20 protein-coding genes are annotated in these 26,300 nt (G+C 71.6%); 13 read left to right on the forward strand and 7 right to left on the reverse strand.

Features of this window, described 5'->3' with window-relative positions:
- The first annotated feature begins 7 nt into the window (after window positions 1–7).
- The 3 genes from Val02_RS43850 to Val02_RS43860 are packed head-to-tail and all read left to right on the forward strand — an operon-like array spanning window position 8 to window position 5,832.
- Complete coding sequence (locus Val02_RS43850) at window positions 8–2,782, forward strand: ATP-binding protein (protein ID WP_203905300.1); 2,775 nt, start codon at window positions 8–10, stop codon at window positions 2,780–2,782.
- Window positions 2,783–2,803: 21 nt separating this feature from the next.
- Window positions 2,804–5,095 (forward strand): hypothetical protein, encoded by a 2,292-nt coding sequence (locus tag Val02_RS43855; RefSeq protein WP_203905301.1) that lies wholly within the window; start codon window positions 2,804–2,806, stop codon window positions 5,093–5,095.
- Window positions 5,096–5,115: 20 nt separating this feature from the next.
- Window positions 5,116–5,832 (forward strand): flagellar basal body-associated FliL family protein, encoded by a 717-nt coding sequence (locus Val02_RS43860; RefSeq protein WP_203905302.1) that lies wholly within the window; start codon window positions 5,116–5,118, stop codon window positions 5,830–5,832.
- A gap of 7 nt (window positions 5,833–5,839) precedes the next feature.
- Here the strand turns inward: Val02_RS43860 and Val02_RS43865 are convergent, their stop codons facing one another.
- Entirely contained in the window at window positions 5,840–6,319 is a 480-nt protein-coding gene (locus Val02_RS43865; protein WP_203905303.1) for a hypothetical protein, read from the reverse strand.
- Between the two features lie 161 nt (window positions 6,320–6,480).
- Here Val02_RS43865 and Val02_RS43870 point away from each other — a divergent pair, with 161 nt between their 5' ends.
- From Val02_RS43870 to Val02_RS43880, 3 genes are read left to right on the forward strand one after another with little or no spacing between them, the layout of a single operon-like run.
- Complete coding sequence (locus Val02_RS43870; protein ID WP_203905304.1) at window positions 6,481–8,154, forward strand: peptidoglycan DD-metalloendopeptidase family protein; 1,674 nt, start codon at window positions 6,481–6,483, stop codon at window positions 8,152–8,154.
- 22 nt (window positions 8,155–8,176) lie between these two features.
- On the forward strand, window positions 8,177–9,214 hold the full coding sequence (locus tag Val02_RS43875) for a hypothetical protein (RefSeq protein ID WP_203905305.1): 1,038 nt from the start codon (window positions 8,177–8,179) through the stop codon (window positions 9,212–9,214).
- An 11-nt stretch (window positions 9,215–9,225) separates the two neighbouring features.
- On the forward strand, window positions 9,226–10,383 hold the full coding sequence (locus Val02_RS43880; protein WP_203905306.1) for a methyltransferase domain-containing protein: 1,158 nt from the start codon (window positions 9,226–9,228) through the stop codon (window positions 10,381–10,383).
- On the opposite strand, the gene Val02_RS43885 is transcribed toward Val02_RS43880, so the two are convergent.
- From Val02_RS43885 to Val02_RS43900, 4 genes are all read right to left on the reverse strand, one after another.
- Window positions 10,365–11,720 carry a hypothetical protein gene (locus Val02_RS43885; RefSeq protein ID WP_203905307.1) on the reverse strand — a complete coding sequence of 452 codons (1,356 nt, stop codon included), beginning with the start codon at window positions 11,718–11,720 and terminating at the stop codon, window positions 10,365–10,367. The two genes, Val02_RS43880 and Val02_RS43885, sit on opposite strands and share 19 nt — an antisense overlap.
- Before the next feature lies 1 nt (window position 11,721).
- A complete protein-coding gene (miaA, locus tag Val02_RS43890) occupies window positions 11,722–12,681 on the reverse strand; it encodes a tRNA (adenosine(37)-N6)-dimethylallyltransferase MiaA (protein ID WP_203905308.1) in 960 nt (319 codons plus the stop codon).
- 61 nt (window positions 12,682–12,742) lie between these two features.
- Window positions 12,743–13,975: a GNAT family N-acetyltransferase gene (locus Val02_RS43895; RefSeq protein ID WP_239153789.1), complete on the reverse strand. Its 1,233-nt coding sequence runs from the start codon at window positions 13,973–13,975 to the stop codon at window positions 12,743–12,745.
- Window positions 13,972–15,345: a hypothetical protein gene (locus Val02_RS43900; protein ID WP_203905309.1), complete on the reverse strand. Its 1,374-nt coding sequence runs from the start codon at window positions 15,343–15,345 to the stop codon at window positions 13,972–13,974. The genes Val02_RS43895 and Val02_RS43900 overlap by 4 nt, the downstream gene beginning before the upstream one ends.
- Before the next feature lie 69 nt (window positions 15,346–15,414).
- Here Val02_RS43900 and Val02_RS43905 point away from each other — a divergent pair, with 69 nt between their 5' ends.
- On the forward strand, window positions 15,415–16,344 hold the full coding sequence (locus tag Val02_RS43905) for a sulfotransferase (protein WP_203905310.1): 930 nt from the start codon (window positions 15,415–15,417) through the stop codon (window positions 16,342–16,344).
- A 125-nt stretch (window positions 16,345–16,469) separates the two neighbouring features.
- Window positions 16,470–17,714: a Rossmann-fold NAD(P)-binding domain-containing protein gene (locus Val02_RS43910; protein WP_203905311.1), complete on the forward strand. Its 1,245-nt coding sequence runs from the start codon at window positions 16,470–16,472 to the stop codon at window positions 17,712–17,714.
- A 57-nt stretch (window positions 17,715–17,771) separates the two neighbouring features.
- On the opposite strand, the gene Val02_RS43915 is transcribed toward Val02_RS43910, so the two are convergent.
- Both Val02_RS43915 and Val02_RS43920 read right to left on the reverse strand, forming a co-directional pair.
- Window positions 17,772–18,923, reverse strand: a complete 1,152-nt coding sequence (locus Val02_RS43915) for a DegT/DnrJ/EryC1/StrS family aminotransferase (protein ID WP_203905312.1) — start codon at window positions 18,921–18,923, stop codon at window positions 17,772–17,774.
- Between the two features lie 2 nt (window positions 18,924–18,925).
- Window positions 18,926–19,918, reverse strand: a complete 993-nt coding sequence (locus tag Val02_RS43920) for a hypothetical protein (protein ID WP_203905313.1) — start codon at window positions 19,916–19,918, stop codon at window positions 18,926–18,928.
- Window positions 19,919–20,274: 356 nt separating this feature from the next.
- Here Val02_RS43920 and Val02_RS43925 point away from each other — a divergent pair, with 356 nt between their 5' ends.
- The 5 genes from Val02_RS43925 to Val02_RS43945 all read left to right on the forward strand — a co-directional run bounded on the left by Val02_RS43925 (window position 20,275) and on the right by Val02_RS43945 (window position 26,254).
- Window positions 20,275–21,402: an aminotransferase class III-fold pyridoxal phosphate-dependent enzyme gene (locus Val02_RS43925; protein WP_203905314.1), complete on the forward strand. Its 1,128-nt coding sequence runs from the start codon at window positions 20,275–20,277 to the stop codon at window positions 21,400–21,402.
- The gene (locus tag Val02_RS43930; RefSeq protein WP_203905315.1) at window positions 21,399–22,250 is read left to right on the forward strand and encodes a galactosyltransferase-related protein; all 852 of its coding nucleotides are present in this window, start codon (window positions 21,399–21,401) and stop codon (window positions 22,248–22,250) included. The genes Val02_RS43925 and Val02_RS43930 overlap by 4 nt, the downstream gene beginning before the upstream one ends.
- Window positions 22,251–22,329: 79 nt before the next feature.
- On the forward strand, window positions 22,330–23,448 hold the full coding sequence (locus Val02_RS43935; RefSeq protein WP_203905316.1) for a hypothetical protein: 1,119 nt from the start codon (window positions 22,330–22,332) through the stop codon (window positions 23,446–23,448).
- A 2-nt stretch (window positions 23,449–23,450) separates the two neighbouring features.
- Window positions 23,451–24,569, forward strand: a complete 1,119-nt coding sequence (locus Val02_RS43940; protein ID WP_239153790.1) for a glycosyltransferase — start codon at window positions 23,451–23,453, stop codon at window positions 24,567–24,569.
- A complete protein-coding gene (locus tag Val02_RS43945; RefSeq protein WP_203905318.1) occupies window positions 24,566–26,254 on the forward strand; it encodes a carbamoyltransferase C-terminal domain-containing protein in 1,689 nt (562 codons plus the stop codon). The genes Val02_RS43940 and Val02_RS43945 overlap by 4 nt, the downstream gene beginning before the upstream one ends.
- The last annotated feature ends 46 nt before the right edge of the window (window positions 26,255–26,300 follow it).

Consider the following 26,300-nt stretch of genomic DNA (forward strand, 5'->3'; position numbering starts at 1 on the left):
GGACCGGATGATCGTCATCGCGCTGTTCATTCTCGCGGGTATCGCGGGATTCGCATACATGAACACCTCCGGCGCCAAGCGCGCCGACCGCACCAGCACCGCGCTGCCGGCCCGGCTGTCGGTGCGCTACTTCGACGACTCCGTCCTGCTGACCGACACCGAGGCGTGGACCTACCTGCGCCTGCCGACCGTCTCGGTCGAGTTCCGCACCGCGGACGAGTGGGACCGGGTCATCCAGTCGCAGGCGCACAGCCTCGCGGGTCTGACCGACACGCAGATCCACCTCAAGACGGTGTTCCGCGAATACGACATCGCGGACTGGGCGGAGCAGCTGGACAAGCGCACCCACCACGGCGTCGACGGCTGGGCCGACCTGCTCGTGGCGCAGCAGCAGCACCTGTGGGACGAGCAGTTCCTGCAGAAGGAGGTCTACCTCGGCGTGCGCCTCGGCTCGCGCACGGACGAGGCGACGAGCCAGCTGAAGGCGGCGTTCGCCACCGTCGGCCGCTGGTTCAGCCTGATGGCCGACTCGGTCGTCGGGCCGGACGACGTGATCGACGAGAAGGAGATCGCCAAGTGGCGGGGCAAGGCCACGCCGGTGCAGCGGATGCTGCGCGGCGGCGCCTTCCAGGCGGTGCCCGCCTCGATCGACGAGCTGACCTGGCTGTTCCGCCACCACATGCACCCGGCCATGCCGGTGCCGCCCGCCTCGACCCGCCGCAACCAGCCGTGGGGCAGCGGCGAGGTGCAGCACCTGGTCGAGGGCGTCGTGGACAACACGGAGAGCCGCTACTACCTGCGGATCACGCAGCCCAACTGGGACTACCTGAAGCAGCTCGACTCGTACCGGCAGGAGGACGGGGGCACCCCGCCGGAGCGGGAGTACACGTCGTACGTGGCGACCCTGTCGGTCTCCCGGGTGCCGCGCGAGATGGACACCTGGGACGGCAACCCGTGGATCCACCACGCCGAGGACCCGAGCCTGGGCTTCCCGGTGGAGTTCTCCGCCCGGTGGGACATCCACCCGCCGCGCAAGGCGAAGAAGGACGTCGAGAAGCAGCTGCAGAAGGTCGCCGGCCAGCGGCGGCACATCGCCGTCTCCGGCGCCGAGGTGCCGACGAGCGTCGAGGACGCCTTCGCCGACGGCCGTTCGCTCGACGTCGAGGTCGAACGCGCCCGCAAGTACCTGGTGTACGGGGCCGGCCGGCTCATGGTCTCGGCGCACAGCCCGGACGAGCTGACCCGGCGCTGCGAGGTGCTCATCGAGCACTACCGCAACATCGGCATCGATGTCGCCTGGTCGCCCAACGACCAGCTGCGCCTGTTCGTCGAGCAGTTCCCCGGCGACCGGGTGCGGCTGAAGGTGCGCGCCTACCGGCAGGTGCAGGACCTGGAGACGATCACGGCCGGCCTGTTCACCGCCACGAACAGCCTCGGTGACGGGCAGGGCCCGTACCTGGGCCGCACCACCGGCCGCAGCGAGGAGATCGTCTACTTCGACCCGCTGTTCGCGCCGCGCAACAACAAGCCGCCGGGCGTGGCGATCGTCGGCGCGCCCGGTGGTGGCAAGACGTTCACCACGCTCACCATCGCGTACCAGGCGGCCATCCGCGGGATCACCACCGTGCTGCTGGACCCGAAGGGCGACGCGAAGGGGCTGGCCACCATCCAGGGCCTCGGCGACGTGCGGATCCTCGAGCTGGGCGCCAACATGGCCGGCCTGCTGGACCCGTTCTCGCTGTCGGAGTCGCGGGAGTCCGGTGTGCTGCTGGCGATGGAGACGATCCGCCTGCTGCTCGGTGGCGAGCTGACCGCCGAGCGGGAGAACGCCGTGGTGGGCGCGATCCGCTACGTCTCCATGCAGCCGTCGCCCAACCTGCGCAAGGTCATCGACCTGCTGCTCGCCGGCGGCGTCGAGGCGCTCAACCCGTCCCGTTCGATGTACACCGAACAGCAGGTGTCGATCGCGCGTTCGGTCGGGAGCCTGCTGGAGGTGATCAGCGAACTGCCGCTGGGCAACCTGTGCTTCTCCGAGGCGCGGGTAGACGTGAAGCTGGTCCGCAACCGGCTCAGCATCATCACGCTCGCCGGCCTGTCGCTGCCGACCGCGCAGGTCTCGGTCGACCGCTACACCTACGCGCAGCGGCTGTCGGTGACGCTGTTGTATCTGGTCACCCACTACACGCGCAGCCTCGTCACCGACCCGTTGTACACCGGCCCGAAGGCGCTGGTCATCGACGAGGCGTGGGCGGTCACCCAGACGCAGCAGGGTGCGCAGCTCGTGGCGGAGGTCGCGCGGCTCGGGCGTTCGCGCAACACCGCGCTGGTGCTGGTGTCGCAGAACGCCAAGGACCTGCTCGCCGAGGACGTGCGGAACTGTCTCACGACGATGTTCGTGTTCCGTTCCGAGGATCCGGGCGAGATCAGTGCCGACATCGAACTGCTGCGCATCTCCGACAACGCCGAGCACCGCAACGCCATCGCGACGTTGCCGACCGGCCGGCACTCGGAGTGCATCATGCGCGACATCCGGGGTCACGTCGGCACGATGCGGGTCGACATGTCGTACCTGCCCGAGGTGGTGGCCGCGTTCGACTCGACGCCGGACGACGGCACCGGTCGGGTCCAGTCGGCCGCCCGCCGCATCGTCACCGACACGTCGGGGCGGGTGCTCGGGGTGGCCGACACGCTCGAGGAAGCCGACGCGATCCGCTCCGACTCGGCGCGGACCACCGTACTGAGGGATGCGCCCGCACAGGGTGCCGTCCCGTCGTCGAACTGATATTCGGGGGAGTTGGGTTCGATGGATCGTCCCGCCGGGCAGGTCCTCGTACGGCAGCGCAGTGCCGACGACGAGGCGTTCCTGCGTCAGGTGAAGTGGTCAGACCGCGCGCGTACCGGCACCGGAGCGGGGCGGTGGCTGGCGCGTGCGGTGACGGCCCTGCCGATGCTGCGCCGGCGGGTGGCGATGCTGCTGCTCGTCGTCGTGGCCGGCAGCGGTCTGGCGTTCGCCGGCGGTCCCGCGCAGGCCGACATCCTCGACGCGTTCGACATCAACACCTGGTGCGACCGCAAGGTGTTCCAGCCGGAGCGGGCCGACGAGGGCATGGTCGGCATGGTGCTGGAGCAGGAGTGGAAGAACCGCCCGGACAAGCCCACCACCAAGTGGGGCCAGTACGGGGTGGCCGGCACCACGTGGTCGACGTTCTGGCTGGACTGCTTCAGCAAGGCCGGTTTCTACAACGACGCCGCGAACTTCGTGTTCCACGACACGAAGCATCTGGCGGCGATGTCGATCCTCATCTTCTCCTGGACGTTCCGCGGTGACCTGCTCGACGTGTTCCTCTCGCCCAACGGCGAGGTCGGCGGGACCAAGGCGACCCTCGACATGATGATCCAGCAGATCCACATCGACGTTTTCCTGCAGTTGTTCGCGGTCGGTGTGCTGATCGGCGCGATCGTGCTGGCGTGGAAGTGGCTGTTCAGCCGCGAGGGCGCGTCGAACATCCTCGGCAAGTTCATGGCGATGGTGCTGGTGGCCGGCTTCGCGTTCTTCTACGGCGGGGCGCCGGGCGGCGGTGGGCCGCACGCCTCGTCGATGCTGAAGACCGTCAACGACTGGACGAACGACATCACCTCGGTCGTGCTGTCGGCGTTCACCGGCACCAACTGCTCCGAGCCCGACTTCAGCGGCACCGGTTCGGACTTCACCGAGGACCAGAAGGCGTTGCGAAAGCGGCGCAGCATCGCGCTGGACTGTGCGGCGGAGTCCCTGTACGAGGTCACCATCTTCACGCCGTACGTGGTGGGGATGCTCGGCAGCTACAACCGCGCCAACCGGCAGGAGAACGGCCAGCCGGGCACGCCGACGAACGACGACCAGATGGCGTTGCGCATGTTGAAGCACAACGCGTACTCGTTCCGGGACGTGCAGGACAACGGCGGGAACATCGCCGACTACCGCGATCAGCGCCGCAACAACGACGGCACGATGAAGGGCGGCAAGCCGCAGATCTGCGAGGACACCGAGCAGGGGCGCTGGTGGACGGAGCACCGCAACGACGCCGGTGTCACGCCGCGCACGTTCACGATGAAGGCGTGCGACCGCTCGTTGATGCGGGAGAACGAACTCGGTGTGCCCGATGAGCAGTTCGACGAGGCGACGTGGGTGTACTCCCGCGTACAGGTGTCGGAGAACGCCAAGGACACCAAGTACTGGAAGAACTGGAGCGGTGGCGCCTCGGACAACCGGTTCGGCATCGCGGTGCTGGCGCTGGTCGGCTCCACGTCGATCGCGATCATCATCATCGTCGTGTCGCTCGCGTATCTGATGCTGCAGATCGCCACCATCATGCTCGCGTTGATGGCACCCGCGGCGTTCCTGATCGGCCTGATACCCGGCTTCGGCACGCAGATTCTGTTGCGGTGGCTGGAGTTGCTGCTCGGCACGTTCGTCAAGCGGATCGTGCTCGGTCTGTTCGTCGGCCTGTTGATGGCGTTGTATTCGGTCGTACTGACAATCAACATGCCGTGGATCATGAAGCTGGTCCTGGTGTGCATGATCGCGGCGATCGGCTTCACGTATCGGAAGCGGTTCACGGAGGCGTTCGCGCTGAAGTTCTCCGGAAGCCAGGACTTCCACACCGACGGCGAGATGGCAGGGAAGGCCAGCCAGCTCCTGGGTGGCATCACCACCGGGGCGATCGGTGGCGCGGTCGGCGCCAAGCACGCGGGCATCTCGCCGTGGAAGGGCGCCCTCACCGGCGCCGGCCGCGGCATGACGCCGGGCAAGACGCGCCAGGCCTACGACGAGGTCTTCATGAACCGCCACATGCGCCGCAGCGTGGTGTCCGAGTCCGAGCAGAAGCGCAAGGAAGAGGAGCGGACCCAACAGCAACAGCGGCAGCACCAGCGGGAGACGAAGCAGGACACCCGCCAGGAGCAGCAGGTCAGCGAGCAGAAGCGGCACACCAAGCAGCTCGACGAGGTGATCGCCGCGGTGGAACGGCTCAACGCGACGCAGCAGCAGCAACAACAGCGGCAGCGGCGCCAGTACGACCCGCGCAACAACAACCGCAACCGCAACCGGCCGTAGCGAAAGCGAGGGGATGAGCGATGGCTACGGGATGGTCGAGTGTCGACCCGTTGCGGCGGCGGATCTTCATCGGCGCGGTGGTGATCATCGTGGTGCTGCTCGGCATCGTGGCGTTCGCCGGGCTCGGCGGCGGGGACGAACCCGACGAGCCGAGGGCGAGCGCGCGGGCCGGGCAGCAGCAGCCGGCGGCGCAGTCACCGGCCGCGCCGGGCGGTGGCGCGACGCCGCCGCCGACGGGCATCGAGCACGACGACCGGCAGTCCGTCGGTCCGGTGCCCAGCGGACCGCAGTCGCTGCCGCCGCGCTACACCGCGCCGCCGGTCGCGCCGATGTCGGAGGCCGACCTCACGGCGGCCTCCGGCCGGGCCATGTCGTTCCTGGAGGTGTTCGCCAACGGCCGGTGGAACGACACGGCCGAGAAGCAGATCGCGGCGATCTCGCCGTTCGTGTCGAAGGACTCGCTGGACAGTGTGCTGGCCCGCTACCAGCGGGTCCGCCCGGTCATGGACCGGCACGAGATCATCACCTACCAGGTCACCGAGGCGCGCTGGGCGCTGATCGGGGAGACCCAGGTGGTGCTCACGGTCGCCGGAAACCGCACCGTGGCATCCGACGGCGTCGCACCCAAGCCGGGCCGCATGGGCTTCACGCTGACGCTGGTGAAGCAGGCGAATGTCTGGATGGTCACCGCGGTGCGGGATCCGGGGGAGGGCGACGTTGGCAACGGCAACCGCTGACGCCCGTTCAGCCGCCGCAGGAGCCGAAGTGCTTGCCGCCGCGGTACTCGCTGACGAACCAGCCGTCGTCGGTCTTCTTCAGCGTGAACTTGCCGAGGGCGTTGGGGCTGAAGTCGAGCTTGTCGCGGCTGCCGTCGGGCTGGAACCAGCCGCGGTTGCAGGCGCCGGTGATTTCGGCGGTGCCGCCGTCGACCTTCAGCCCGTTGGGCACCATCGCCTTGAACGCCTTCTTGTCGGCCACCTTCGCGTGCAGGGCCTTGACGGCCTTCTCGCAGGAGTCGGCGTCATTGTCGGTCGCGAACGTGTCCCGGACCGGCTCGAGCATCAGTTCGCAGGCGGCGTCGCCGTCGTCGTCGGCGATGTATTTGGTGAGATCGGTCAGCGTCGACTTGGGATCGTCCGGGGCCTCGGGGCCACCGCACGCGGTACCCGCGAATACGACCGCGGTGGCCGTCAGGGCAACGGCGACGGTTCGAAGAATGCGCATGTCTGTTCCCCCGTTGGTGTGTTTTCCTCGGTAGCCGGAGGGCTCCGCGGCACTCGCGCCAGTGGGCAGTATCGCGAAGTCGGTTGATGCCGGCAAGCGCGGTCGACGGTGCGGATGCGGTGACGGCCATCTAACACGGGGGAGGACAGATGCCGGCTCCAATGGCGATTTTCAAGGCCGTTCAGCTGGCCGGTCAGGTGCGCAACGCGGCGAACGCGGCCCGCGGGTCCGGTGGCGGTGGCGGTGGTGGGGCGGGCGGCGGTGGCGGCTTCAAGGTGATCGCCGGCATCGTGGCGCTCTTCGCTCCGGTGCTGCTCGTCATCGTGATGATCCAGAGCATCTCGAGCCTGATCGGGTTCCGCGACGCGGCCAACGAGGACGGCTGCGCGGCCACCATGGCGGGCGCCGGGGTGCCCACCAACTACAACTTCACGCTGCCGAAGTGGGACCCGGATCCGGCGAAGCGCCAGCAGACGAAGAACCCGGAAGCGACGCCGGGGCCGCTGCCCGAGACGTACGAGCACGCCGGCAAGACGGTTCCCTACGCGCAGTACTTCCACGACGCGGAACGCAAGTTCGGGGTCCCGTGGTTCTTCCTCGCCGCGCAGTCGTGGCAGGAGACCCGGCACGGCGCCGATCCGTCCACTTGGGACCGTGGCGCCAACAGCGACGCCTCGTACGGCCCGATGCAGTTCATCCCGGCCACGTTCAGGGCCTACGGCGTCGACGGCGACAACGACGGCAAGGTCACCGACGAGAGCGTCGCCGACGGGGTGTTCGCGGCGGCGAACCTGTTGGTGAAGAACGGATTCCTGGAGGGCCCCGAGGGCGTCCTGCGGGCGATCGGCGCGTACAACCCGCACGAGTTCTACAAGAACGACGTGCTGTTCTGGGCGGAGAAGTTCTCCGGTGGCGTCACCGACACCACGAACGTCGACGCGCAGATGTGCAGCGGCCTGGACTCCGGGCTGCTGGCGCAGGTGGTCGCGTACGTCGTCGCGCGGGTCGGCTACCCATACGTGTGGGCCACCGAGGGCCCGGACTCCTACGACTGCTCGGGGCTGATGCTCGCCGCGTACAAGTCGGTCGGCGTGCAGATCAACCGGCGCGCGGTCGACCAGGCCGACGACGAGCGGATCGACATCGTGAAGCGCCGGCCGGTCACCGACGGGTCCGGGCTGATGCCCGGCGACCTGCTCTTCATGGACAACGGCAGCCGCGCCCAGAACGACTACTCCAGCCGGCTGCAGGCGTACATCGGCCACGTGGCGATGTACATCGGCAACGGCGAGGTGGTCGAGGCGTACAGCAGCGACCGGGGCGTGATCCGTTCCAAGTACGAGCCGGGCCGCTGGGCGAAGGTGATGGGCGTCGGCCGGGTCAAGGGCATGGTGGCCTCCGGCGGCTCCGCGGGACCCTGGGCGCGGCCGGTGACCGGCGTGGTGACCTCCGAGTTCGGCCTGCGCGCGTCGCCGGGCGACGGCGGTTCGACCAACCACAAGGGGATCGACATCGGCGCCGGCTGCGGCACGCCGATCTACGCGGTCGCCGACGGCGTGGTGGCCTTCGCGGGTCCGGCCAACGGCTACGGCAACTACATAGAGATCAACCACGGCAGCAACGTGATGACCGGCTACGGCCATGAACAGGCGCTGTTCGTCAACAAGGGCGACACGGTCCGGAAGGGCCAGAAGATCGCCGAGGTCGGCAACCTGGGCAACTCGACCGGCTGCCACCTGCACTTCGAGGTGCTCAACAGCAGCGGCGCCCTGTTCACCGGGCACATCGATCCGAAGCCGGTGCTGATCGCGCACCAGGTCAACTACTGGGGTTGAGCGACACCGTATGAGTGGACTCGTGACACGGGCGCGCCGGCGGCTGGATGAGATCCGGCCGGCGCGGCCTCGCAAGACGGCCGACCGCCGCCGCACCTACACGATCGCGCTGTTCGCGGTGGCGCTGCTGACGGCGATGGCGTGGCTCAACGACCATTCGCGCTTCGCCGTCGGGTTCCTCGTCGCGCTGATCCTCGGGCTGCTGTGGGTCGCGTGGGAGGTGCACCGGGCGCTGCTCACCAGCGCATTGGCCATCCTGTGGTGGGTGAGCACCACGCCGGCGGTGGGCGTGCTCAGCACGATGCGGTTGCCGGCGTTGGCGTCGATCGCGTTCGTGCCGTCGGCCACCACGGCGACGGTCGCGTTGGGGGCGGTCGTCTGGCTGTGCGCGATGGTCAGCCGGGCGCCGCGGCCGGCCGCCACGATCATGCTGGCCTGGGCGGTGAACTTCGCCGTCCTGCTCACGGCGTCGCTGGTCGCGCCGCGGCACGGCTGGCTGGTCGGCTACGTGGTGACGATCGCGGTGCTGGTGTGGCGGCTCAGCCCGCCGATGCGTTCGCGGCGGATCCCGGCGCCGCCCGAGGACGACCCCGACGCCGAGGCGCTCCACGGGGCGCTGCGGAACCTGGGGCCCGGGCACTCGGTCGGCTGGCGGGTGCCCACGGCGAAGGGCCGTTCGGTGACGGTGGTGACCGGGTCGACCGGAACGTTCGCGGTGCACCTGTGCGAGCCGGACGGCGAGGTGGGGACGACGGGCCGCGGCACCCGGTTGGTGGCCGGCGGCACCCGTCTGGACCGGCCGGTGCGGCACGCGGCGTCGGCGGCGCGCCGGGTCGCCAGGACGTTGCGCACGCCGGTGCAGCCGGTGCTGGTCGTGTCGGGCGCGGAGTTCCCGACCGGGATCATGCGCACCACCGACGGGACGGCCGAGGAGCGCTCCGAGGTGCTGGTGATCCGGGCCGACCTGCTGGCCGGCCGGCTCGGTCACGGGCCGGCGGTGCTGACCGGCCTGCAGGTGCGGCGGCTGGCCCGAAGGATGCGATCCGCGGCGTCCGTATAATCGGCCCTTCCATGAGCCGCCAGAACCCGCCCCCGCACCGGTCCCGTCCGCGCCCGCAGGACCGCACCGCGCCCCGCCGGCGCGAAGATCCGCCGTTGCCGGCCGGTGTCACCCGGATGTTCGCGATGGCGGTGCCCGGCCTGGCGCCGCTGGTCGCCCGGTCACTCGACCGGCTGCCCGGGGTCACCGTCCAGGACAGCGGCTTCGACGGGCGCGCCGACGTCGTGGTCTTCGAGGTGGCCCGCGGCAGGCGCGGCGAGGTCGCCGACCTGAGCCTGGTCGAGGACCTGTTCGTCGAGGTGGGGCGCACGACGCGGGGCGACGGCGACCGGCCGGTCCAGATCGCCGGCCGGATGTGGCGGCCCGAACGGGTGCAGCGCGCGCTCTCGGTCTGGGCCGACCAGGTACGCCCGCTGAGCACCGGCATGTCGTACCGGGTGATCGCGCGCGTGCTGCACGAACGCGCGTTCCTGCGCACGCAGCTGCGGCAGGAGTTCGTCGACGTGATCGCCCGGGACCGGCCGCGCTGGCGGGTGGCGGACCCGGCACAGATCGAGGTCTGGGTCAGCGAGTACGCGGCCGGCCGGATCGTCGCCGGACTGCGCCTGACCGACGCGTCGACCCGCCAGCACGAGGGCCGCCTGGTCGAGCGCGAGGGTGCGCTGCGCCCCACGGTGGCCAGCGCGATGGTCGAACTGGCGGGTGCGGCGCACGAGCCGAAGCCGGAGGCGGAGGGGCGCCGGCCGCTGCTGCTCGACCCCTGCTGCGGTTCGGGCACGATCCTGGCCGAGGCCCTGGAGGCGGGCTGGGCCGCCGAAGGGCTGGACATCGACGACGACGCCGTGCGGGTGGCCGCCACCAACGTTCCCGAGGCGACGGTGCGCCACGGTGACGCGCGCCGGCTGGAGTACGCCGACGGCAGCGTCGACGCGTGCGTGTCCAACCTGCCGTTCGGCGAGCAGTACGCCGTTCAGGGGGAGATGAAGGCCTGGCTGCGCACCGTGCTCGGCGAGATGGCGCGGGTGGTGCGCCCGGGCGGGCGGGTGGTGCTGCTGGCGCCGGCCGTCGACCGGGCCGCGGTGCCGGGTGCGCTGCGGCTGCGCGAACGCTTCCCGATCAGGCTCCTCGGCATGAAGACCACTATCTGGGTCTACGACCGGGTCGAGTAGGCCGTCTCGCGGCGCAGGATCGACGCCGAGGCCGCGGACGGGGCGCCACCGGCGACGGCCCGCGCCGCCGCCAGGAACTCCCGCTGTCGCGCCGCCAGCGCCGACGCGTCCCGCCCGCCCAGCGCCCGCGCGGCGGCGTCCATGACGAACTCCAGCGCGGCGGTGTCCGGCACCATCGCCGCCACCTCCTCGCGCCGGCGTTCCAGCACCAGGTCCACCGCGTCGGGCGGCACGAAACCGTTCGCCGCGCGGGCGGCCGCGTCGACCATGGACCACGTGCGGGTGCGGGCGGTGGCCTCGACGAACCCGTCCAGCGACGGCGCCGCACCGTAGAGGTCGCTGCCGTCGACCAGGGCGCCGAACGCGCGCCGCCCGTCGGAGCACGCCTCGTACGGCATCCACCGCATCGTCTCGGTGCCGGGCACGAACCCGGTGCCGGTGTGCCGGCCGCGCATGACCGAGATGCGCTGCCCGAGATCCATGTCCTCGAACAGCTCGACGCTTGTGGTGTAGCCGCCGGCGAGGGCGTAGGCCTCCATGGTGAACGCGACGTTCCAGCCGGCGGTGACGACCCTGTTCCACGCGAAGTTGTAGTCGCCGCCGCGCTCCGGGCGCAGCCGCGGGTCGGCGAGGGCGTGTTCGCAGGCCCGCCAGGTGAGCCGCTCGACGAAGAGCGGCAGGTACTCCAGCAGGTCGAGGCTGCGCAGGTGCCAGCCGCGCAGCGCGTCGAGGTGCGGCTCGGCGTCGAACGCCCGCACGACGTGCGCGGCCCGGCCGTGTTCGACCCACTCGACGTCGGCGTCCTCGGTGATCAGGTACACCGGTGCGGTACGCGGCCCGGCGAGCATGCGGGTGGCGGTGATGTCGACGGCGAGCTTGCGGGACAACGGCAGGAACGTGGCACACTCCGCCGGCCACTCGACCTCGACCAGCCGGCACGTCACGTCGGCGCGGTGCCGCTCGGCCCAGGCGGTGACGATCGCGGCGGTGTCGTCGCGCTTCGTGCCGGCGAGATGCTGGCGGACCACCAGGATCTCGGCGTGCCGCCCGAGTCCCGAGGAGCGCAGGTCGGTCGCGAGGGCCGTCAGGCAGGGGCCGATCAGGTCGGCCTCGTTGCCGGCGAGCAGGAACACGGTGAGCCGGTGTCCGGGCGGCAGCGGCCCGAACCGGTCGGCCCACCCGCCGGTCAGCTCCCGCCAGGCGGGTTCCTGCGCGGCGAGGTAGGCGGCGACGGCGGCGCGCTCGGCGGCCGGGTCGCGACCGAGGAACTCCCGCCCGGTGTGCCCGCGCAGCCACGGGTCCTCGAGGTAGTCCCCGAGACGCAGCGGTCCGTCCACGTCAGCGGCTCTTGGCGATGGCGGCCGCCGCCTGGCCGGGGGAGGTGACCATCTTGACGCCGGGCAGCTTCTTGAACCAGGAGCGCTGGCGGCGGGTGTACCCGCGGATGTGTTCGAGCACCTGCTCGCGCACCTGTGCGCGGTCGGCCGCCGTGAGGTTGGCCAGCGGGCGGCCACGAGCGGCGGCCACGTCGAAGTACTCGCGGTAGCCGTGGGTGTGCAGCACCTGGTTGGGGCTGTCGGCGCCGCGCCGGCGCTTCTCCCGTTCGAGGTCGTAGCGCTCGTTGAGCTCCTCGATCTCGTCGAGGAGCCCGCGTTCCACCTGCCGGTCGTAGGTGGCGGCGAGGCGTTCGTCGACGGCGCGCGGGCCGGGGTCGAGGCCGAGGAGGACCGTGCGCGGAGCCGCGGTGCCGCCGCCGCTCCCGCCGGAGGAGGCCATCCGGGCGGCGAGCGCGTTGATGACGGCCTCGTAGTTGTTCGGGTGGACCTTCGCGGCCGCGGCCTTGTCCAGGCGGCGCAGCATCGCGTGCGCGTCGGCGGCCATGCTGCGCGGGAAGTCCTGGCGCAGTCCCCGGCGGGCGGCGCCGACGGCGTCCATCTCCCAACCGTCGACGAGCGCCTTGACGTAGACCCCGGTGCCGCCGACGACGAACGGCACGCGGCCGGCGGCGAACGCCGCGCCGATGTGCTCGCGGGCGCGGCGGGCGTACTCCTCCAACTCGAGCTTGTGGTCGGGCTCGACGACGTCGAGCATCTCGTGCGGGATGCCGCGCATCTCCTCGACCGTGGTCTTGCTGGTGCCGATGTCCATGTACCGGTACACCTGGCGGGAGTCGGCGGAGATCACCGTCACCGGGCGGTCGAGGGTGCGCCGGAGCCGGTGCGCGACGTCGACCGACAGCGCGGTCTTGCCGGACGAGGTGGGCCCGTACAGCGCCACGAGCAGGCGATCGCCGCTCATTTCCCACCCCTTTGCCAGTGCCGGACCCGGTCGGCCATGCTACCCGGCGGCCGCCGCCGGCTCAGAAGTCCTCCACCACCGAGGGGCCGGGCCGCCAGGAGAAGGCGTCGGCCGCGGCGTCCAGCGCGCCGGGCCGGTGGGCCGCGACCCGTCCCGCCGCCGCGAGGGCGGTCAGCGGCGTCCCGCCGAGATACGCCGCGCCGAGGTCGCGGACGTCGAGGGTGAGGTCGGCGTCCGCGGTGGTTCCGGTGCAGGACGCGGTCGAACGGTCGCCGCGCAGCCGGTAGCGTCCGGCGTTCTGCGGGATGAGCGCGTCGCGCACCTCCAGCACGACGTCGACGGGTGTGCGGTAGCGGCGCCCGGCGAGCGCGGCGGCGACGTCGAGCAGCCGCACCCAGTGCGCGTCGGCGACGGTGGCGCGCAGCTGGCGGGGTTCGTCGAGCAGGTGTGCGAGCGGGTCGTCGGCGGCGCCGAAGCGGTAGCGCAGGGTCCTGGTCAGGTCGACGGCGAAGAGGAAGCGCCACAGGGCACGCGTGGCGGACGGGTCGGCGCTGACCAGTTCGCGGAGGTCGACCGTGCCGCGCGGGCCGGCGTCGTCCCAGCGCGGCTCGGCCCGCCACAGCGCATAACCGCGCGGTTGTCCGTCGGCGACGGCGAGCAGCGCGCGCAACGGGGTGGCGCCGCCGCGACGGGCGGGCGGGTCCTCGGTGAGCCGGCGCCACCAGGTGTCCGTCCGGCCGGACCAGCCGGGCCGGTGCCGCCACAGGCGTTCGTAGACGTCGCGCAGCCGCGGTATCGCGTCGGCGGGCACCGCGTCCTCCAGCAGGTATGCGGTGGGGGCGGTGTCCAGGCCGGCCGCCCGGGTGTCGACGTCGAGTTCCAGGCGGGTCGAGGCGAGCCCGTAGCCGAAGCGCTGATAGATGCGGCCCTCGCTGGCCCAGAGCACAGCGAGGCTTTCGCCTGCCGCACGCCGTTCGACCAGATGCTTTTGCATGAGGGTGGAGAGCAACCGGCGGCGGCGGTAGAGGGGCGCGACGGCGACGAGCGCGACGTGCGCCGCCGGCAGCGTGCCGCCGGGCACGGCCAGGTCGCGGCCGTACGAGGCGACGTGCGCCACGACCCGCTCGCCGTCGCGCGCGACGAGCGCCCGCTCCGGCGCGTAGACGGCGCGCTCGGCGTCCCACCCCGAGGGGTCGCCGCCGCCGAGGAAGGCCTCGTCGAGCAGCGCGATGATCCCCGGCCAGTCGCCCTGCGCCGCGCACCGGGTCGTGATGCGATCGAACGGCGCGGTCACAGGCCGGCCAGCGTCTGTGCGAGCTCGCGGGTGAGCGCGTCCCACGGCTTCGGCGCGTCGAGCAGCCAGCGCAGGTTCTCCGCGCGGACGGCCGTGGCGTCCGCGCCGTCACCGTCCACATAGGACAGTGCGGCGTCGACGGCGGCGTCCAGGCGCGCGGCGGGGTCGGCGATCCGGTCGTAGCTCTCGTCGACCCGGTCGCCCCAGGTGCGCACGCCGATCGAGTGCAGGTAGTCGAGCGTGCCCACGGTGCCGACCACCACGGCCGGCCCGCGCCCGAGCAGCGACTTGAAGACCTTCTCCGAGACGAACCGGCCGTCCTGCAGGGTCTCGGTGACGATCTCCATCGCGCAGTCGCGCAGCACCACGTCCGGGTGCAGCCCGACGAACTCGGCGTTGTCGCCGAAGATCCGCGCGCTGTCCAGGAAGACCGTCCGGTCGATCTCCAGCGGCAGCCGGGAGAGCAGCTCGCGGGTGGCCGGGGCGGCCGGGTCGACGCCGAGGTCCACCAGGTCCTCCGCGTCCGGCAGGGGGAAGCTGACCAGGCCCTTGTCCAGCGCGCCCGCGGTCCACAGCCGGCGCAGCACCTGCCAGCGGTGCGGCCGGAGCATCCGGTTGAGACAGGCGTAGCGGAACCGGGCCGGCTCGTCGGGCGCCGCGGCCCCGAGCCCGGGGAACGGCCGCGCCGTCCAGGAGACCGTGGTGGAACGCCACCCGACCAGGTGCGGATGCCGACGCGCGAAGTCGACGGCGGCGGTGGGTGCCCGGCCGTGGCGCAGGCTCTCGCGCACGCACGCGCCGGTGAACGCCGAGAACGGCTCCGTGCTGCGCACCGTGAACGGCACGGTGGCGAGCCCCCGGGCCTGCCGCCACGCCGCGACGGACGCCACGCCGTCGAGGCTGCCGGTGAGGAACCACAACCGCTCGGGCGGCAGTCCGTAGCACCGCGCGAAGGCGGCCACCCGGTCCAGCAGCACCGGAGCGTCGGAACCGGGCTCGAGCGCCAGCGAGTTGCCCTCGTGCGCGATGGAGATCACGACGATCACCCGACCCGTGCCGACGGCGCGCTCGGCCGCCGGGCTCAGCACCGCGACGGGCTCCCCGGGCGGCGCGTCCCGCGACCATTGCTCCGCCTCGAAGCGCACCTCGATCGGATACACGAACGGCCGCGTCGCGGCGTCGAGCGTGCCGATCGGGACGGGCCGCATCAGGTCCGGGCGCAACCGGCACATCATCGGGAACCAGTACGTCCAGATCGGACGGTCCACATTGGACGGTCCGAGCGTGACGGTCAGTCCCCGGACCGGATCGTCGTGCACGTCATCGAAACCCACCACGAGCGGGGCGGCGTCGACCTCGATCGCGATCACCCCCGTGTGCGCTCTTCCGCTGTCGTTCCCGCGCTGTAGATTAGGACGCTGAACGGGGGGTGACAAGCGATGGGTGTACCCGTCGTCGGCATCATGGGGACCGGGCGCAGCGGCAGCACGCTGCTGGAGTTCCTGCTCGCCGCCCGGTTGCGCGACGCCCGGGCCGTCGGCGAGCTGGACACGATCGTCACGCGCAGCTACCAGGACGCCGAGCCGTGCAGTTGCGGCAAGCCGGCGGTCGACTGTCCAGAGTGGACGGCCGTGCTCACCGCGTTGGTCGCCGACCCGGCACACGAGGAGTGGGTCTCCCTGGTGGAAAACCGCCGGGGCTGGCGACGCTTCTGCCTGCGGCTCGGCGCCGCCGCGCTGCGCCGCCGGTGGACCGGGCGGGCCGGCCGGCCGCCGCGCGGGCTCGCCGCGTACGACCCGGTCCTCGACGCGCTCCGGGCCCTCGCCGCCGGGCACGACACGCTCCTGGACAACTCCAAGACGCCGCTGCACTTCTACGCGCTGGCCAGCACCGGCGCCGTCGACCTGCGCGTCGTGCACCTGTTGCGCCGCCCGCAGGCCGTCGTGTGGAGCTGGCGGCGGCGCAAGCCACTGCCCGAGTCCGGCGACCGCAACTGGCACATGGAGCCGCGTTCGGCGCTGCGCACCGGTGCGGCGTGGTGTGTCAACGCGGTGCAGGCGGCGCTTTTCCGGCGGCTCTTCCCGGACGTGCCGTATGTGCGCATGTCGTATGACGAGCTGTGCGCCGATCCGGCGGGTGCGGTCGACCGGTGTGTCCGCGCACTGGGTCTCCTCGACGCCGGGGAGGTCCGCCGCGACGCCCCGCGCGCCTATCACGTGCTCGGCGGCAACCCGGCCCGGTTCGGCGGGTTCGGGCAGGTCACGCTCGATGACGAGTGGCGGCGCCGGCTGTCGCGACCGGTGCGGGTGTGGCTCGGCGCGGTGGCCTCGCCGCTGTACCGGATCCTGCTGCGCGGGCACCGGCCGTAGTGACTTTGCTCGTCTTGTTTCGCTCTCGCGGCAGCGGTTAGTGTACTCAAGTCGATCAAAGCGTAACCGTCCATTGTGGACGGTTGTGTTGCGGCGCGGGACCATGCGGTGAAAGGAACACGGGGATGGCATCGGTTGGGCTCGTCGGTCTGGGCAAGTTGGGTTTGCCGACCGCGATCACATTGGCGCAGAGCGGTCATCGGGTACTCGGTTACGACCTCGACCCGGCACGGATGAGCCTCGACTCGCTCGCGCCGTACGAGCTGGACGCGGAGCGCGCCGGCCCCCTGTCGGCCACCTTCGACGACACGCTCGACCTGCACTTCCGCGACCTCGCCGAGGTCGTCAACGACAGCGACTGCGTGCTCGTCGCCGTGGAGACGCCGCACGGCCCGCTGTACGAGGGCATCACGCCGCTGCCGCAGACCCGCGCGGACTTCTCCTACGAGGCGCTGACCGCGGCGGTTCGCGCCGTCGTGGCGGTCGCCAACCGGCCGATCGAGATCGGTGTCATCTCCACCGTGCTGCCGGGCGGGGTGCGCCGGCACGTGCTGCCGTACACCGCCGGGCACAGCCTCGTGTACTGCCCGCAGTTCATCGCGATGGGCACGGTCGCCGCCGACCTGCGCACGCCGGAGTTCGTGCTGCTGGGCTACGGGGAGAGCAAGCCGCTGGTGGTCAAGGAGGTGCTGGAGAGCATGCGCCGCAACGACTGCCCGACGTTCGAGGTCTCCTACGAGAGCGCCGAACTGGCGAAGGTCTCCTACAACACGTTCGTCGGCGCGAAGGTGACCGTCGCCAACGTCGTGCAGCAGACGGCGCACCAGGTCGGGGCCAACGCCGCGGACGTGTTCGCGATCCTGCGTTCCTCGACGCGCCGGCTCGCCAGCCCCACGTACATCGGCCCGGGCATGGGCGACGGCGGCCCGTGCCACCCGCGGGACAACATCGCGCTCTCCTGGCTCGCCGGCGAGCTGGACCTGGGCGCCGATCTCTTCTCGGCGCTGATGTTCCAGCGCGAGGCGTACGTCGGCTGGCTCGGCGACACCTTCGTGAAGGCGGCGCAGGGGCGACCGCTGGTGGTGCTCGGCACCGCCTACAAGCCCGGTGTGCCCATCGAGACGGGCAGCTCCACCGTGCTGATGGTCAACCTCGCCGCGGCCAAGGGCGTCGACATGACGCTGGTGGCGACGCCGGACGACATCGCCACGAGCGACCTCCCGCAGGGGCCGGCGGCCTACTTCATCGGCTGCCCGGAGCGGGCGTTCGCGGCGTTCGACTTCCCGGCCGGGTCGGTGGTCGTGGACCCGTGGCACGTGGTGGGCGACCTCGACGACGTCACGGTGATCCGGGTCGGCGAGCACCGCTGAGCGCCCGGGCCCGCGCGGCGACCGGAGGCACCTGCCCGGTCGCCGCGCGGGTCCCGATCAGCCGAACTCCTTGGCCAGCCGTTGGTGAATCTTGTCGATCTCGGCGTCGGTGACGTCGAAGTTGTAGCGCAGCAACACCGTGCGGCTCAGGATGTCCTCGCTGCGCGCGCAGGCGTCGGCGTCCTGGCGCCACTCGGTGTCCCGCAACGGGTTGGCCAGTGGATGGTGGCCACCGCGCCCCTCGTGCACGATCGTCCACTCGCGAAACGAGTGGCCGTACTCGTTGCCGAAGAACGCGTCGATGTTGCGCCCGTCCGCGGCGGCCTGGAACCGTTGCGCCGTAACGGCATCGGCGAAGACGTACCCGAGATTGGTGCCGCACGAGCCGTCCGGGTCGTGCTGCGGCACCGGCGTCAGCACGGCCGCCGACTCGACCGCCTCCGCGACGCGCGAGCGCAGTGCCCGCAGGTCGGCGAGGATCCCGTCGAGGCGCCCCAACTGGACGTTGAGGACGGCCGCCGCGACCTCCGTCATCCGGAACGCCAGCCCGGCCCGCATCGGCTGGGCGAACGCGTGCCGGCTGAAGTTGGCCGAGCCGTCGTGCGCCATGAACCCGCGCTCGTACACGTCGGTGCTCGGCGTGACGAGCGCGCCCCCTTCACCGGCCGTCAGGATCTTGTGCTGGTTGAAGCTGAACGCCCCCGCGTCGCCGATGGTGCCGAGCGCGCGTCCCCGGTAGGTGCCGCCGATGGCCTGGCACGCGTCCTCCAGCACGAGCAGGTCGTGCTCCCGCGCGACGGCCAGGATCGCGTCGAGATCGCTCGCGTTGCCGTGCACGTGCACCGGCAGCACCGCGCGGGTCCGCGGCGTGATCTTCCGGCGCAGGTCGGCCGGATCCATCGTGAGGCTCTCGTCGATGTCGCACACGACCGGCACGGCGCCGACGGCCAGCGGCGCGAGCACGCTCGCCACGAAGCCGTACGCCGGCACCACGACCTCGTCGCCCGGCCCCACGCCGAGCGCGGCCAGGCCGCTGATCATCGCGGCCGTGCCGCTCGACGTGGCCACCGCGTGCGGAACGCCGAGCCGGGTGGCCAGCGCCCCCTCGAACGTGTCCGCCTCCCGCGCGTCCGGCAGGTACCGGAACAGTTGCCGGCTCTCCAGCACGCGGGCGGCGGCGTCGCTCTCCTCTTTGCCGAAGCGGTACATGCTCAGGCGGGCTCGACGGCGATGTGCCGGAACGTGTCCTCGTACTCGTCGATGCCGAGGAACTGGGTGCGCCCGCAGAACGTCTGGCAGCCGCTGCGCCCGCGCGCCTCGTACTCCCAGTCCATCAGCGCCTTGAACGAGGGCAGCCCCGGGCCGCGCTGGGTGGCGAGGATGTCCCACAGCTCGGGGCAGTGCACCATCGGCACGAACTGGCCGTCAGCTGTGAAACTGATCTCCATGTACCGGCGGATGGCGGCGCAGCGGTGCTGTCCGGTGCCGGGCAGCGTGATCTTCTGCTCGGCCATGTCCTTGCGGTAGTCGAACGTCTCGTTCTTGAACTTGTTGACACCCGACAGATAGATCCCGCGGAACGTGTCGAAGTCGTTTGTGCGCTCGAATCCCTCGGGCGTCAGTTCGGCACCGCGCCGGCGGTAGAAGTCCTCGACCACGCGCAGGTCGTCGTCGTCGAGCATGAGGGACTTCGTGCGGGCCGCCGTGCGCAACGTGTTGCTCAGCTCGGTCGGCGTCGGCGTGCCGCCGTTCTTCATCCGGTCCTCGTAGCGCATCATTCGCGGGTCGATCGGCAGGAACCAATGCGTGCACGGGTACGTCCGCGTGATGTCGAAGATCGCGTCCATGTGCAGCAGGTTGCCCTTGGAGACCGTCGTGTCGATGTGCAGCAGCTTGCTGGAACGCTCCCGCATGATCTCCTGCGAGTAGCGGAAGTCCTTGGTGCGGCGCAGCTGGCCGTAGATGTCCTGGGCCGGCGCGTCCATCGAGCTGAGGAAGTACACGTTGTCCGGAAGCACCACGTCGGGGTTCGGCCAGACGAAGTTGGTGTAGACGGTGATCATCACGTCGAGGCGCTGCTTCTCCAGGAAGCGCACCATGCCCTCGTGGATGAACGGCTCACCGCCGATCAGCATCACCTTGTCGAGCTTGGGGCAGTTTTCCACCGCGTAGCCGACGGCCTCGAACAGGCGCGCCTCCAACACGTCCGGATCGAACCGCGGGGCGCTCTCATTGATCCAACATGCACAGTGGACACACTTCAAATTGCATGCGTCGCCGAGATAGATGTCGAAGTGGGTGAGTGTTTCTTCCAGCCGTACCATTCGCTGCCTCCCTCGTGATTTCAGGCAACTCGGTGCCGCGTCGAACCGTCGTGGGGCGACGCGGTGTCGCCAGCATACGAGGAGGTCCCATTCGGCGCGAGGGGTTGATCTCGTCGATGCGTCCATCGAAGATCGTCGACGGCGTTCGACACTTGACGTTTGTGCCGCCCTTGCTAGGCTCGGCCGAGGCGTCGAAGATCATTGGTCGATGCCGGTGAAGAGCGGGGGCTTGACACTTGACAGCGCACGATGCTTCGGGCGGGATTTCCCGCCTGGCGCCCGGCAGCCAGAACTGGCACCAGTTTCCCATCTCCGCGGGCGTTCCGGCGTTCATGGCGGCGGCGCGCGGTGCGCGGGTGGTGGAGCCGGGCGGCCGTGAGCTGATCGACCTCTTCTGCGGCAGCGGCGCCGTCATCCTCGGACACGCGCACCCGGGCCAGGTGGCGGCGGTGCGCGAGGCGGTGGGCAGCGGCGCGACCGTGAGCCTGCGCCACCCACGAGAGCCGGAGCTGGCCGGGCACCTTGTCGAGCTGTGCCCGGGCGCGACCCACGCGGCGCTGTTCAAGACCGGTTCGGAGGCGGTGCACGCCGCCATCACGACGGCCGTCAAGGCCACCGGGCGGCGCGCGGTGCTGACCACCTCGTACCACGGCTGGCTCCTGCCGCTCGGCGAGCTGAGCGACCTCGGCGGATTCCGCGTCGAGCGGCTCGACTGGCGTTCGCCGGCGCTGGCCGCGCGGGTGGCGGCGCTGGCGGGCGAGGCGGCCTGCCTGGTGGTCACCCCCACCACGGACACCGTGGAGCCCGACGCGGTTCGCGCCGTGGTCGACGCGGCCCGGGCCGGTGGCGCCGTGGTCATTTTCGACGAGGTGAAGAGCGGCTTCCGCTTCGCCTATCCGACGGTGTCGGCCGCCTGGGGCATCCCGGCCGACCTGACCGTGGTGAGCAAGGGCATCGGCAACGGCTTCCCGATCGCCGCACTGCTCGGATCCGACCTGCTCGCCTCGACGGAGACGTTCAGCGTGTACAGCACCTACGCCTCCGAGCTGGTCTCGGTCGCGGCGGCGCTGGAATGCCTGCGCGCGCTGGCCGACGGCGGGTACGAGCGGTTCGCGCGCAACTCGACCGCGCTCTACGAGGCGCTGCGCGACATCGGCGGCAAATACAACGTCGGTGTGTCGGGTGTGCCGACCTTCTTCCGCCTCGACCTGCCCGCGTCGTTGGACTCCGACGACCTGTGCCGTCGCCTGTACGAGCGCGGCGTTCTGTACCACCCGCTCGACCAGGTGCTGGTCAGTGCCGCGCACGGTCCCGAGGAGATCGAACGGGTGTGTGCGGTGTTCGAAAGCGCACTGGAGGCATGACCGACGTCAGCGTCGTCATTCCGCTCTTCGGCACGCACCGCGGCCGGGAGACGCTTCCCGTGGTGTGCGCGAGCTGGCTGGCGCAGAGCGTTCCGTGCGAGGTGGTCGTCGCGGTCGCCGACGGGCCGGTGCCGGCGCTGCCCGCCGGCGTGCGGGTGATCCCCGCCGACGTCTCGCCCGCCGCCCCCGGACTGCTGCGCAACGTCGCGGCGGCGCGGGCCCGCGGTTCCTGGTTCTATCTGGCCGACGCCGACGTCCGTCCCGTGGGCGTCGATTTTCTGGAACGGGCGAAGCGCCTCGCCGGCGCCGGTGCGCTCGCGCAGCCGTGGATGTACCGGCTGCTGTCGGACGCGCTGGAGGTCGACGACGACGCGCTCGACGTGTTCGGCCACGAGAAGCGGTGCCTGCTGCTGCGCGACGCCGCCGGACGGCCGGTGCCGCATCCCGACGAACGCTTCGTGTACGACGGCGACGACCTGATGGTTCCGCTGCCGGAGGAGGTGCTCCGCGCGGCGCCGCCCGAGCAGCTGCGGTGGCGCGCGGCGTTCCACTGGGGCAGCATGTTGCTGCGCCGGGAGGTCTTCGACGCGGTCGGCGGCTACTACGACGGCTACCGGGGCTGGGGCTGCGAGGACGACGACCTGCTCGCGAAGGTGCGGGCGGTGACGTCGGTGGTGACGGCGTGGCGCGCCGAACCGGCGTTGCGCTGCCTGCACTTCGAGCACGACGGTCCGTACGAGTCGGCGGAGTTCGCGGCCAACCGCGCGGTGCTCGCCGGGCGGATCGCCGCCGGTGTCGATTCGATGATCCGCGCCGACGCGGCCGCCTGGGGGAAGGACGACAAATGAGCGAGTGCTCGCACGAGCGAATCATCAGCACTGTGCGCCCCGCGTCTCGTGGCGCCGGCGAGCGAAGCGAGGCGGCGGCATGAGCGAGGGTGTTCCGGTCTATCTGGTGCCGGCCACGTTCGGGTTCGGGCCGGCGGCGCTGGCCACCGCGGTCGCGCGCTGGCTGCGCCAGCACCACCCCGAGGTGCCGGTGTTCGGTGTCGGCGACGGCATCGCGCACGACTTCCTACGCGACAGCGGGCTCTTCGGCGACCGGCTGCTGCTCGCCGAGGTCGACGGGCTGCCGGACGCCGTCGGCCGGGATCCGCGCGCCGTCACGGTCTTCTTCGGCGACTTCGACCGGCCGCTCGTGGCCCGCGAACGCGGCCTGCGCACCGTGGTGGTCGACGCGCTGTACTGGATGTGGACGGCCGATCCGCTGCGGCCGGACCTCGTCGACCGCTACCTCGCGTTGGCGTTCCCCGGAGTGGCGGAACGCATCGCGGCGCAGGGCGCACCGGCGCGCGGCATCCGCCTGGTCTCCCAGATCGTGGACGAGATGCCCGACGCGGCGCCGGCGGCGCGCTCCGGCACGGTGCTGAACTTCGGCGGCGCGATGTCCCCGATGGGCGGCAACCACACGTATCTGCGCGCGCTGATCGACGTGGTGACCGAGGTGGTCGGCGACCCCGACGGCATCACGGTGACCTGCTCGTCGGGCGCCGCCGACGCGATCCGCCGGCTCGGCGCGCCGGTGCGGGCGCGGATCGCGGACCTGCCGTTCGACGAGATGATGCGCACGCTGGCCACGAGCGAACGCCTGGTGACCCTGCCCGGCCAGTCCATCATGTGGGAGGTGCTGCGGGCCGGCGTGCCGACCGTCGTGCTGCCCGGGGCCAACTACAGCCACCACCGCCAGGTCGGCAGCTACCAGCAGTTCTTCGCCGACGTCCCGTTCATCACGTGGGACCGGCTCGACGGGTACGAGACGCTGCCGGCCGGGCTCTCCGAGGACAAGGGCGTGGCGCGGGCGGTCGAGCTGGGCACCCGGTTCGCCACCGACGCCGCCGCGCGGGAGACCCTGAAAGCGTTGCTGCGCGAGGCGATCGACCGGCCGGCGAAGGCGCCGACGCTGCGCCCGGGCAACCCGTGGTCGTCGTTCGACGGCGCGGCACAGGTCGGCCGCGAGGTGCTGGCGCTGGCCGGACAGGCCCGGTGACGATGGACGCGCCCGACGCGACCGTCGTCGTCATCAGCCACGAACGGCCGGCGCTGCGCGACCGCGCCGTCCGCTCGGTGCTCGACGGGTTGGCCGCGGCGGGTGTGTCGCTTCCGGTGCTGGTGCTCGACAGCAGCCGGACGCCGCGCGCGGTGCCCGACGGTGCGCGGCTGATCCACCGGCCCGACGACCCGTCGTGCGTCAGCAAGCGGCGGCTGGCGTTCGAACTGACCGACAGCGCGTGGGTCGTCATGCTCGACGACGACTGCCGGGTCGTTCCGGACGGGCTCGGTGTGCTGCTGCGCACGATCGCCGAGCAGCACCCCCGGCGCACCGGCGCGATCTTCGTCAACGCGGACTTCGTCGGCGAACGCACGCGGGCGTTCGACGCGGCGCTGCACAGCGACCTGCTCGCCGGCTTCGCCGACATCACCACCGAGGGCGACGTCACGTGGGCGGTCACCACCCTGTCGGCGTTCCGCCGGGAGGCCGTCCTGGGGGCCGACCTCTTCGCGCGGCAGCGCAACGGCGCGCCGGTCGGCGGCGAGGACGTCGACGCGTGCATCCGCCTGCGGGCGGCCGGCTGGCGCCTGCACGGCGTGCCGAAGGTGCTCGCCTGGCACGACACCGAGACGTGGAACTCGTTCGCCCAGAACGCCCGCCGCTCCCGCAACTACGGCTGGGCCGAGTCCGAACTGGTCCGCCACTACCCGCAGCGTTCCCGGCTCGGCTACGAGAACCCGGTCGTGAGCGCCGCGCTCGGCGCGCTGTGCGCGCGGCTGGTCGCCGGCGGACGCGGCCTGTCGCCGCTGTCCACCGCGGCTGCGGCGGCCACCGGATGGCTCGTGAGCGAGGCGGTCGAACTCGCCGGGCGCCATCCCGAGGCGACGCCGCTCGAGGTCGGCACGCAGACCGCGTGGTCGGTGCTGTACGAGTCCGGTCGGGTGCGCAGCGCCGCCCGCCGCCGCCGGCCGGACCTGCTCGTCAAGCGGTTCAACTGGGGCAACCCCGACGCCGGGAGGTTCTCCTTCCGGATCGGGCCCGGGATCAGGAAACGTCTGCTGGTGACCGGTGCCGCGGCGGCCGCCACCGCACTGCTGCTACGGGGGAGGCGCCGATGATCGTCGTCGGCATCATCGGTCGGCCCGACTCGCCCTGGTGTCACGACGCGACGGCCTGTCTCGTCGTCGACGGCCGGGTCGTCGTCGCGCTGGAACAGGAACGGCTGAGCCGGCGCCGGTTCGCGCCCGGGGAGGGGCCGGAGGAGACGCTGCGGCTGCTGCTGGCCGAGCAGGGGCTGCGACCGTCCGATGTGGACGCCATCGGCTACGCGTGGGCCGACGCGACTCCGGAGATCGCGCGGCGGGTCGACAGCGCGCTGCCCTGCGGTGTGCTGGGCACAGACCGGCTGACCGAGACGGTGTTCCCGACGCTCGCCGCCGAACTGCGCAACAAGGAGATCTTCTTCTTCGACCACCACCTCTGCCACGCCGCGCAGACGTACTGGTTCAACCCGCACCGGGACGCCGACGTCCTGGTGGCCGACGGCACCGGTGGGGCCGGGTCGACGTCGCTGTTCCGGGTGCGGGACGGCCGCTTCGAACTGCTCGACCGCTACTCTCCACTGTGGTCGATCGGCATCTTCTACGAGGCGGCCGCGTTCTACGCCGGGCTGGGTTGGGACGCCGCCGGCAAGCTGATGGGGCTCAGCTCCTACGGGCGGCCGAGCGGGCGCCGGTTCATGACGTTCGACGACGGCGCCGGTGAGTTCCGGCTCGATCCGGCGCTGCGCGGGCTGCCCTCCGGCGGGTTCACCGAGGAACGGCTGGCCCACGAGTGGACGGCGATCTTCGAGGCGAGCGCGTTCCCGTACGCGGCCGGCGCGAGCAACACGTTCGACTACGCGACGTTCGCCACCGACGTGCAGGAGACCGTCGAGGACGTCGGCATGGCGCTGGCGCGGCGGCTGCGTCGGCGTTCCGGGCACGACGCGCTGCTGGTGGCCGGCGGCGTCGCCCTGAACGCACACCTCAACCGCCGCCTCGCCCTGGAGAGCGGCTACCGCCGGGTCTCCAGCACGACCGCCCCGCACGACGGCGGCGCCGCGATCGGTGCCGGCCTGCTCGCCGCGTCCGTGCTCGGCGAGCCGGTGCGCCGCCGGGATCCCGCCGATCCGCTGCCCATCTTCCTCGGCCCGGCGGTCGGCACGGCGGCGATCGAGGCGGCGCTCGACGCGGAATCCGTGCCGCGGCAGGCCCTGGAGCCGGAGAAGCTGCGTGCGCAGGTCGCCGAGGCGCTCGACCGCGGCGAGATCGTCGCCTGGTTCGACGGCCCCATCGAGGTCGGCCCGCGGGCCCTCGGGGCGCGCAGCCTGCTGTCGTCGCCGCGTTCGCGCACCACGCTCGACCGCCTGAACGTCATCAAGGGCCGCGCCGCGTGGCGTCCGGCGGCGCTGGCGCTGACCGGGGCCGGGTTCGACGCGATCGACATCGAACCGGCCGTGGCCGGCCTGACCGAGTACATGCTGTGCGTGCACCGGGTCGGCGAACGGGACTGGGACCGCGTGGCCACCGGGGTGCACGTGGACGGGACCACCCGGGCGCAGCACGTGGCCGACGGTTCGGAGTTCGGGGCGCTGCTCGGGGCGGTCGGCCGGGTCAGCGGCCTGCCCGGGCTGATCAACACCTCGCTCAACCTGCGCGGCCGGCCGATGGTGCTCACCCCGGCGCACGCGGTGGAACTCTTCGCCGAGGCGCCCGAGGTCGACCTGCTCGTCATGCCGCCCTACCTGGTTCGACGCCCGTAAATACCGCCCCGCCTGGTATCGATCGGCTACGGTGGTCGGAGTCTGT

It is taken from the genome of Virgisporangium aliadipatigenens, assembly GCF_016863615.1.
Classification (GTDB): Bacteria; Actinomycetota; Actinomycetes; order Mycobacteriales; family Micromonosporaceae; genus Virgisporangium; species Virgisporangium aliadipatigenens.

Coding starts and splice junctions, on each gene's coding strand:
- Val02_RS43905 (WP_203905310.1), top strand. CDS start 15,415: ATGGGTGTACCCGTCGTCGGCATCATGGGGACCGGGCGCAGCGGCAGC.
- Val02_RS43880 (WP_203905306.1), top strand. CDS start 9,226: ATGAGCCGCCAGAACCCGCCCCCGCACCGGTCCCGTCCGCGCCCGCAG.
- Val02_RS43940 (WP_239153790.1), top strand. CDS start 23,451: ATGGACGCGCCCGACGCGACCGTCGTCGTCATCAGCCACGAACGGCCG.
- Val02_RS43930 (WP_203905315.1), top strand. CDS start 21,399: ATGACCGACGTCAGCGTCGTCATTCCGCTCTTCGGCACGCACCGCGGC.
- Val02_RS43860 (WP_203905302.1), top strand. CDS start 5,116: ATGGCTACGGGATGGTCGAGTGTCGACCCGTTGCGGCGGCGGATCTTC.
- Val02_RS43855 (WP_203905301.1), top strand. CDS start 2,804: ATGGATCGTCCCGCCGGGCAGGTCCTCGTACGGCAGCGCAGTGCCGAC.
- Val02_RS43935 (WP_203905316.1), top strand. CDS start 22,330: ATGAGCGAGGGTGTTCCGGTCTATCTGGTGCCGGCCACGTTCGGGTTC.
- Val02_RS43945 (WP_203905318.1), top strand. CDS start 24,566: ATGATCGTCGTCGGCATCATCGGTCGGCCCGACTCGCCCTGGTGTCAC.
- Val02_RS43865 (WP_203905303.1), bottom strand. CDS start 6,319: ATGCGCATTCTTCGAACCGTCGCCGTTGCCCTGACGGCCACCGCGGTC.
- Val02_RS43915 (WP_203905312.1), bottom strand. CDS start 18,923: ATGTACCGCTTCGGCAAAGAGGAGAGCGACGCCGCCGCCCGCGTGCTG.
- Val02_RS43870 (WP_203905304.1), top strand. CDS start 6,481: ATGGCGATTTTCAAGGCCGTTCAGCTGGCCGGTCAGGTGCGCAACGCG.
- Val02_RS43910 (WP_203905311.1), top strand. CDS start 16,470: ATGGCATCGGTTGGGCTCGTCGGTCTGGGCAAGTTGGGTTTGCCGACC.
- Val02_RS43850 (WP_203905300.1), top strand. CDS start 8: ATGATCGTCATCGCGCTGTTCATTCTCGCGGGTATCGCGGGATTCGCA.
- miaA (WP_203905308.1), bottom strand. CDS start 12,681: ATGAGCGGCGATCGCCTGCTCGTGGCGCTGTACGGGCCCACCTCGTCC.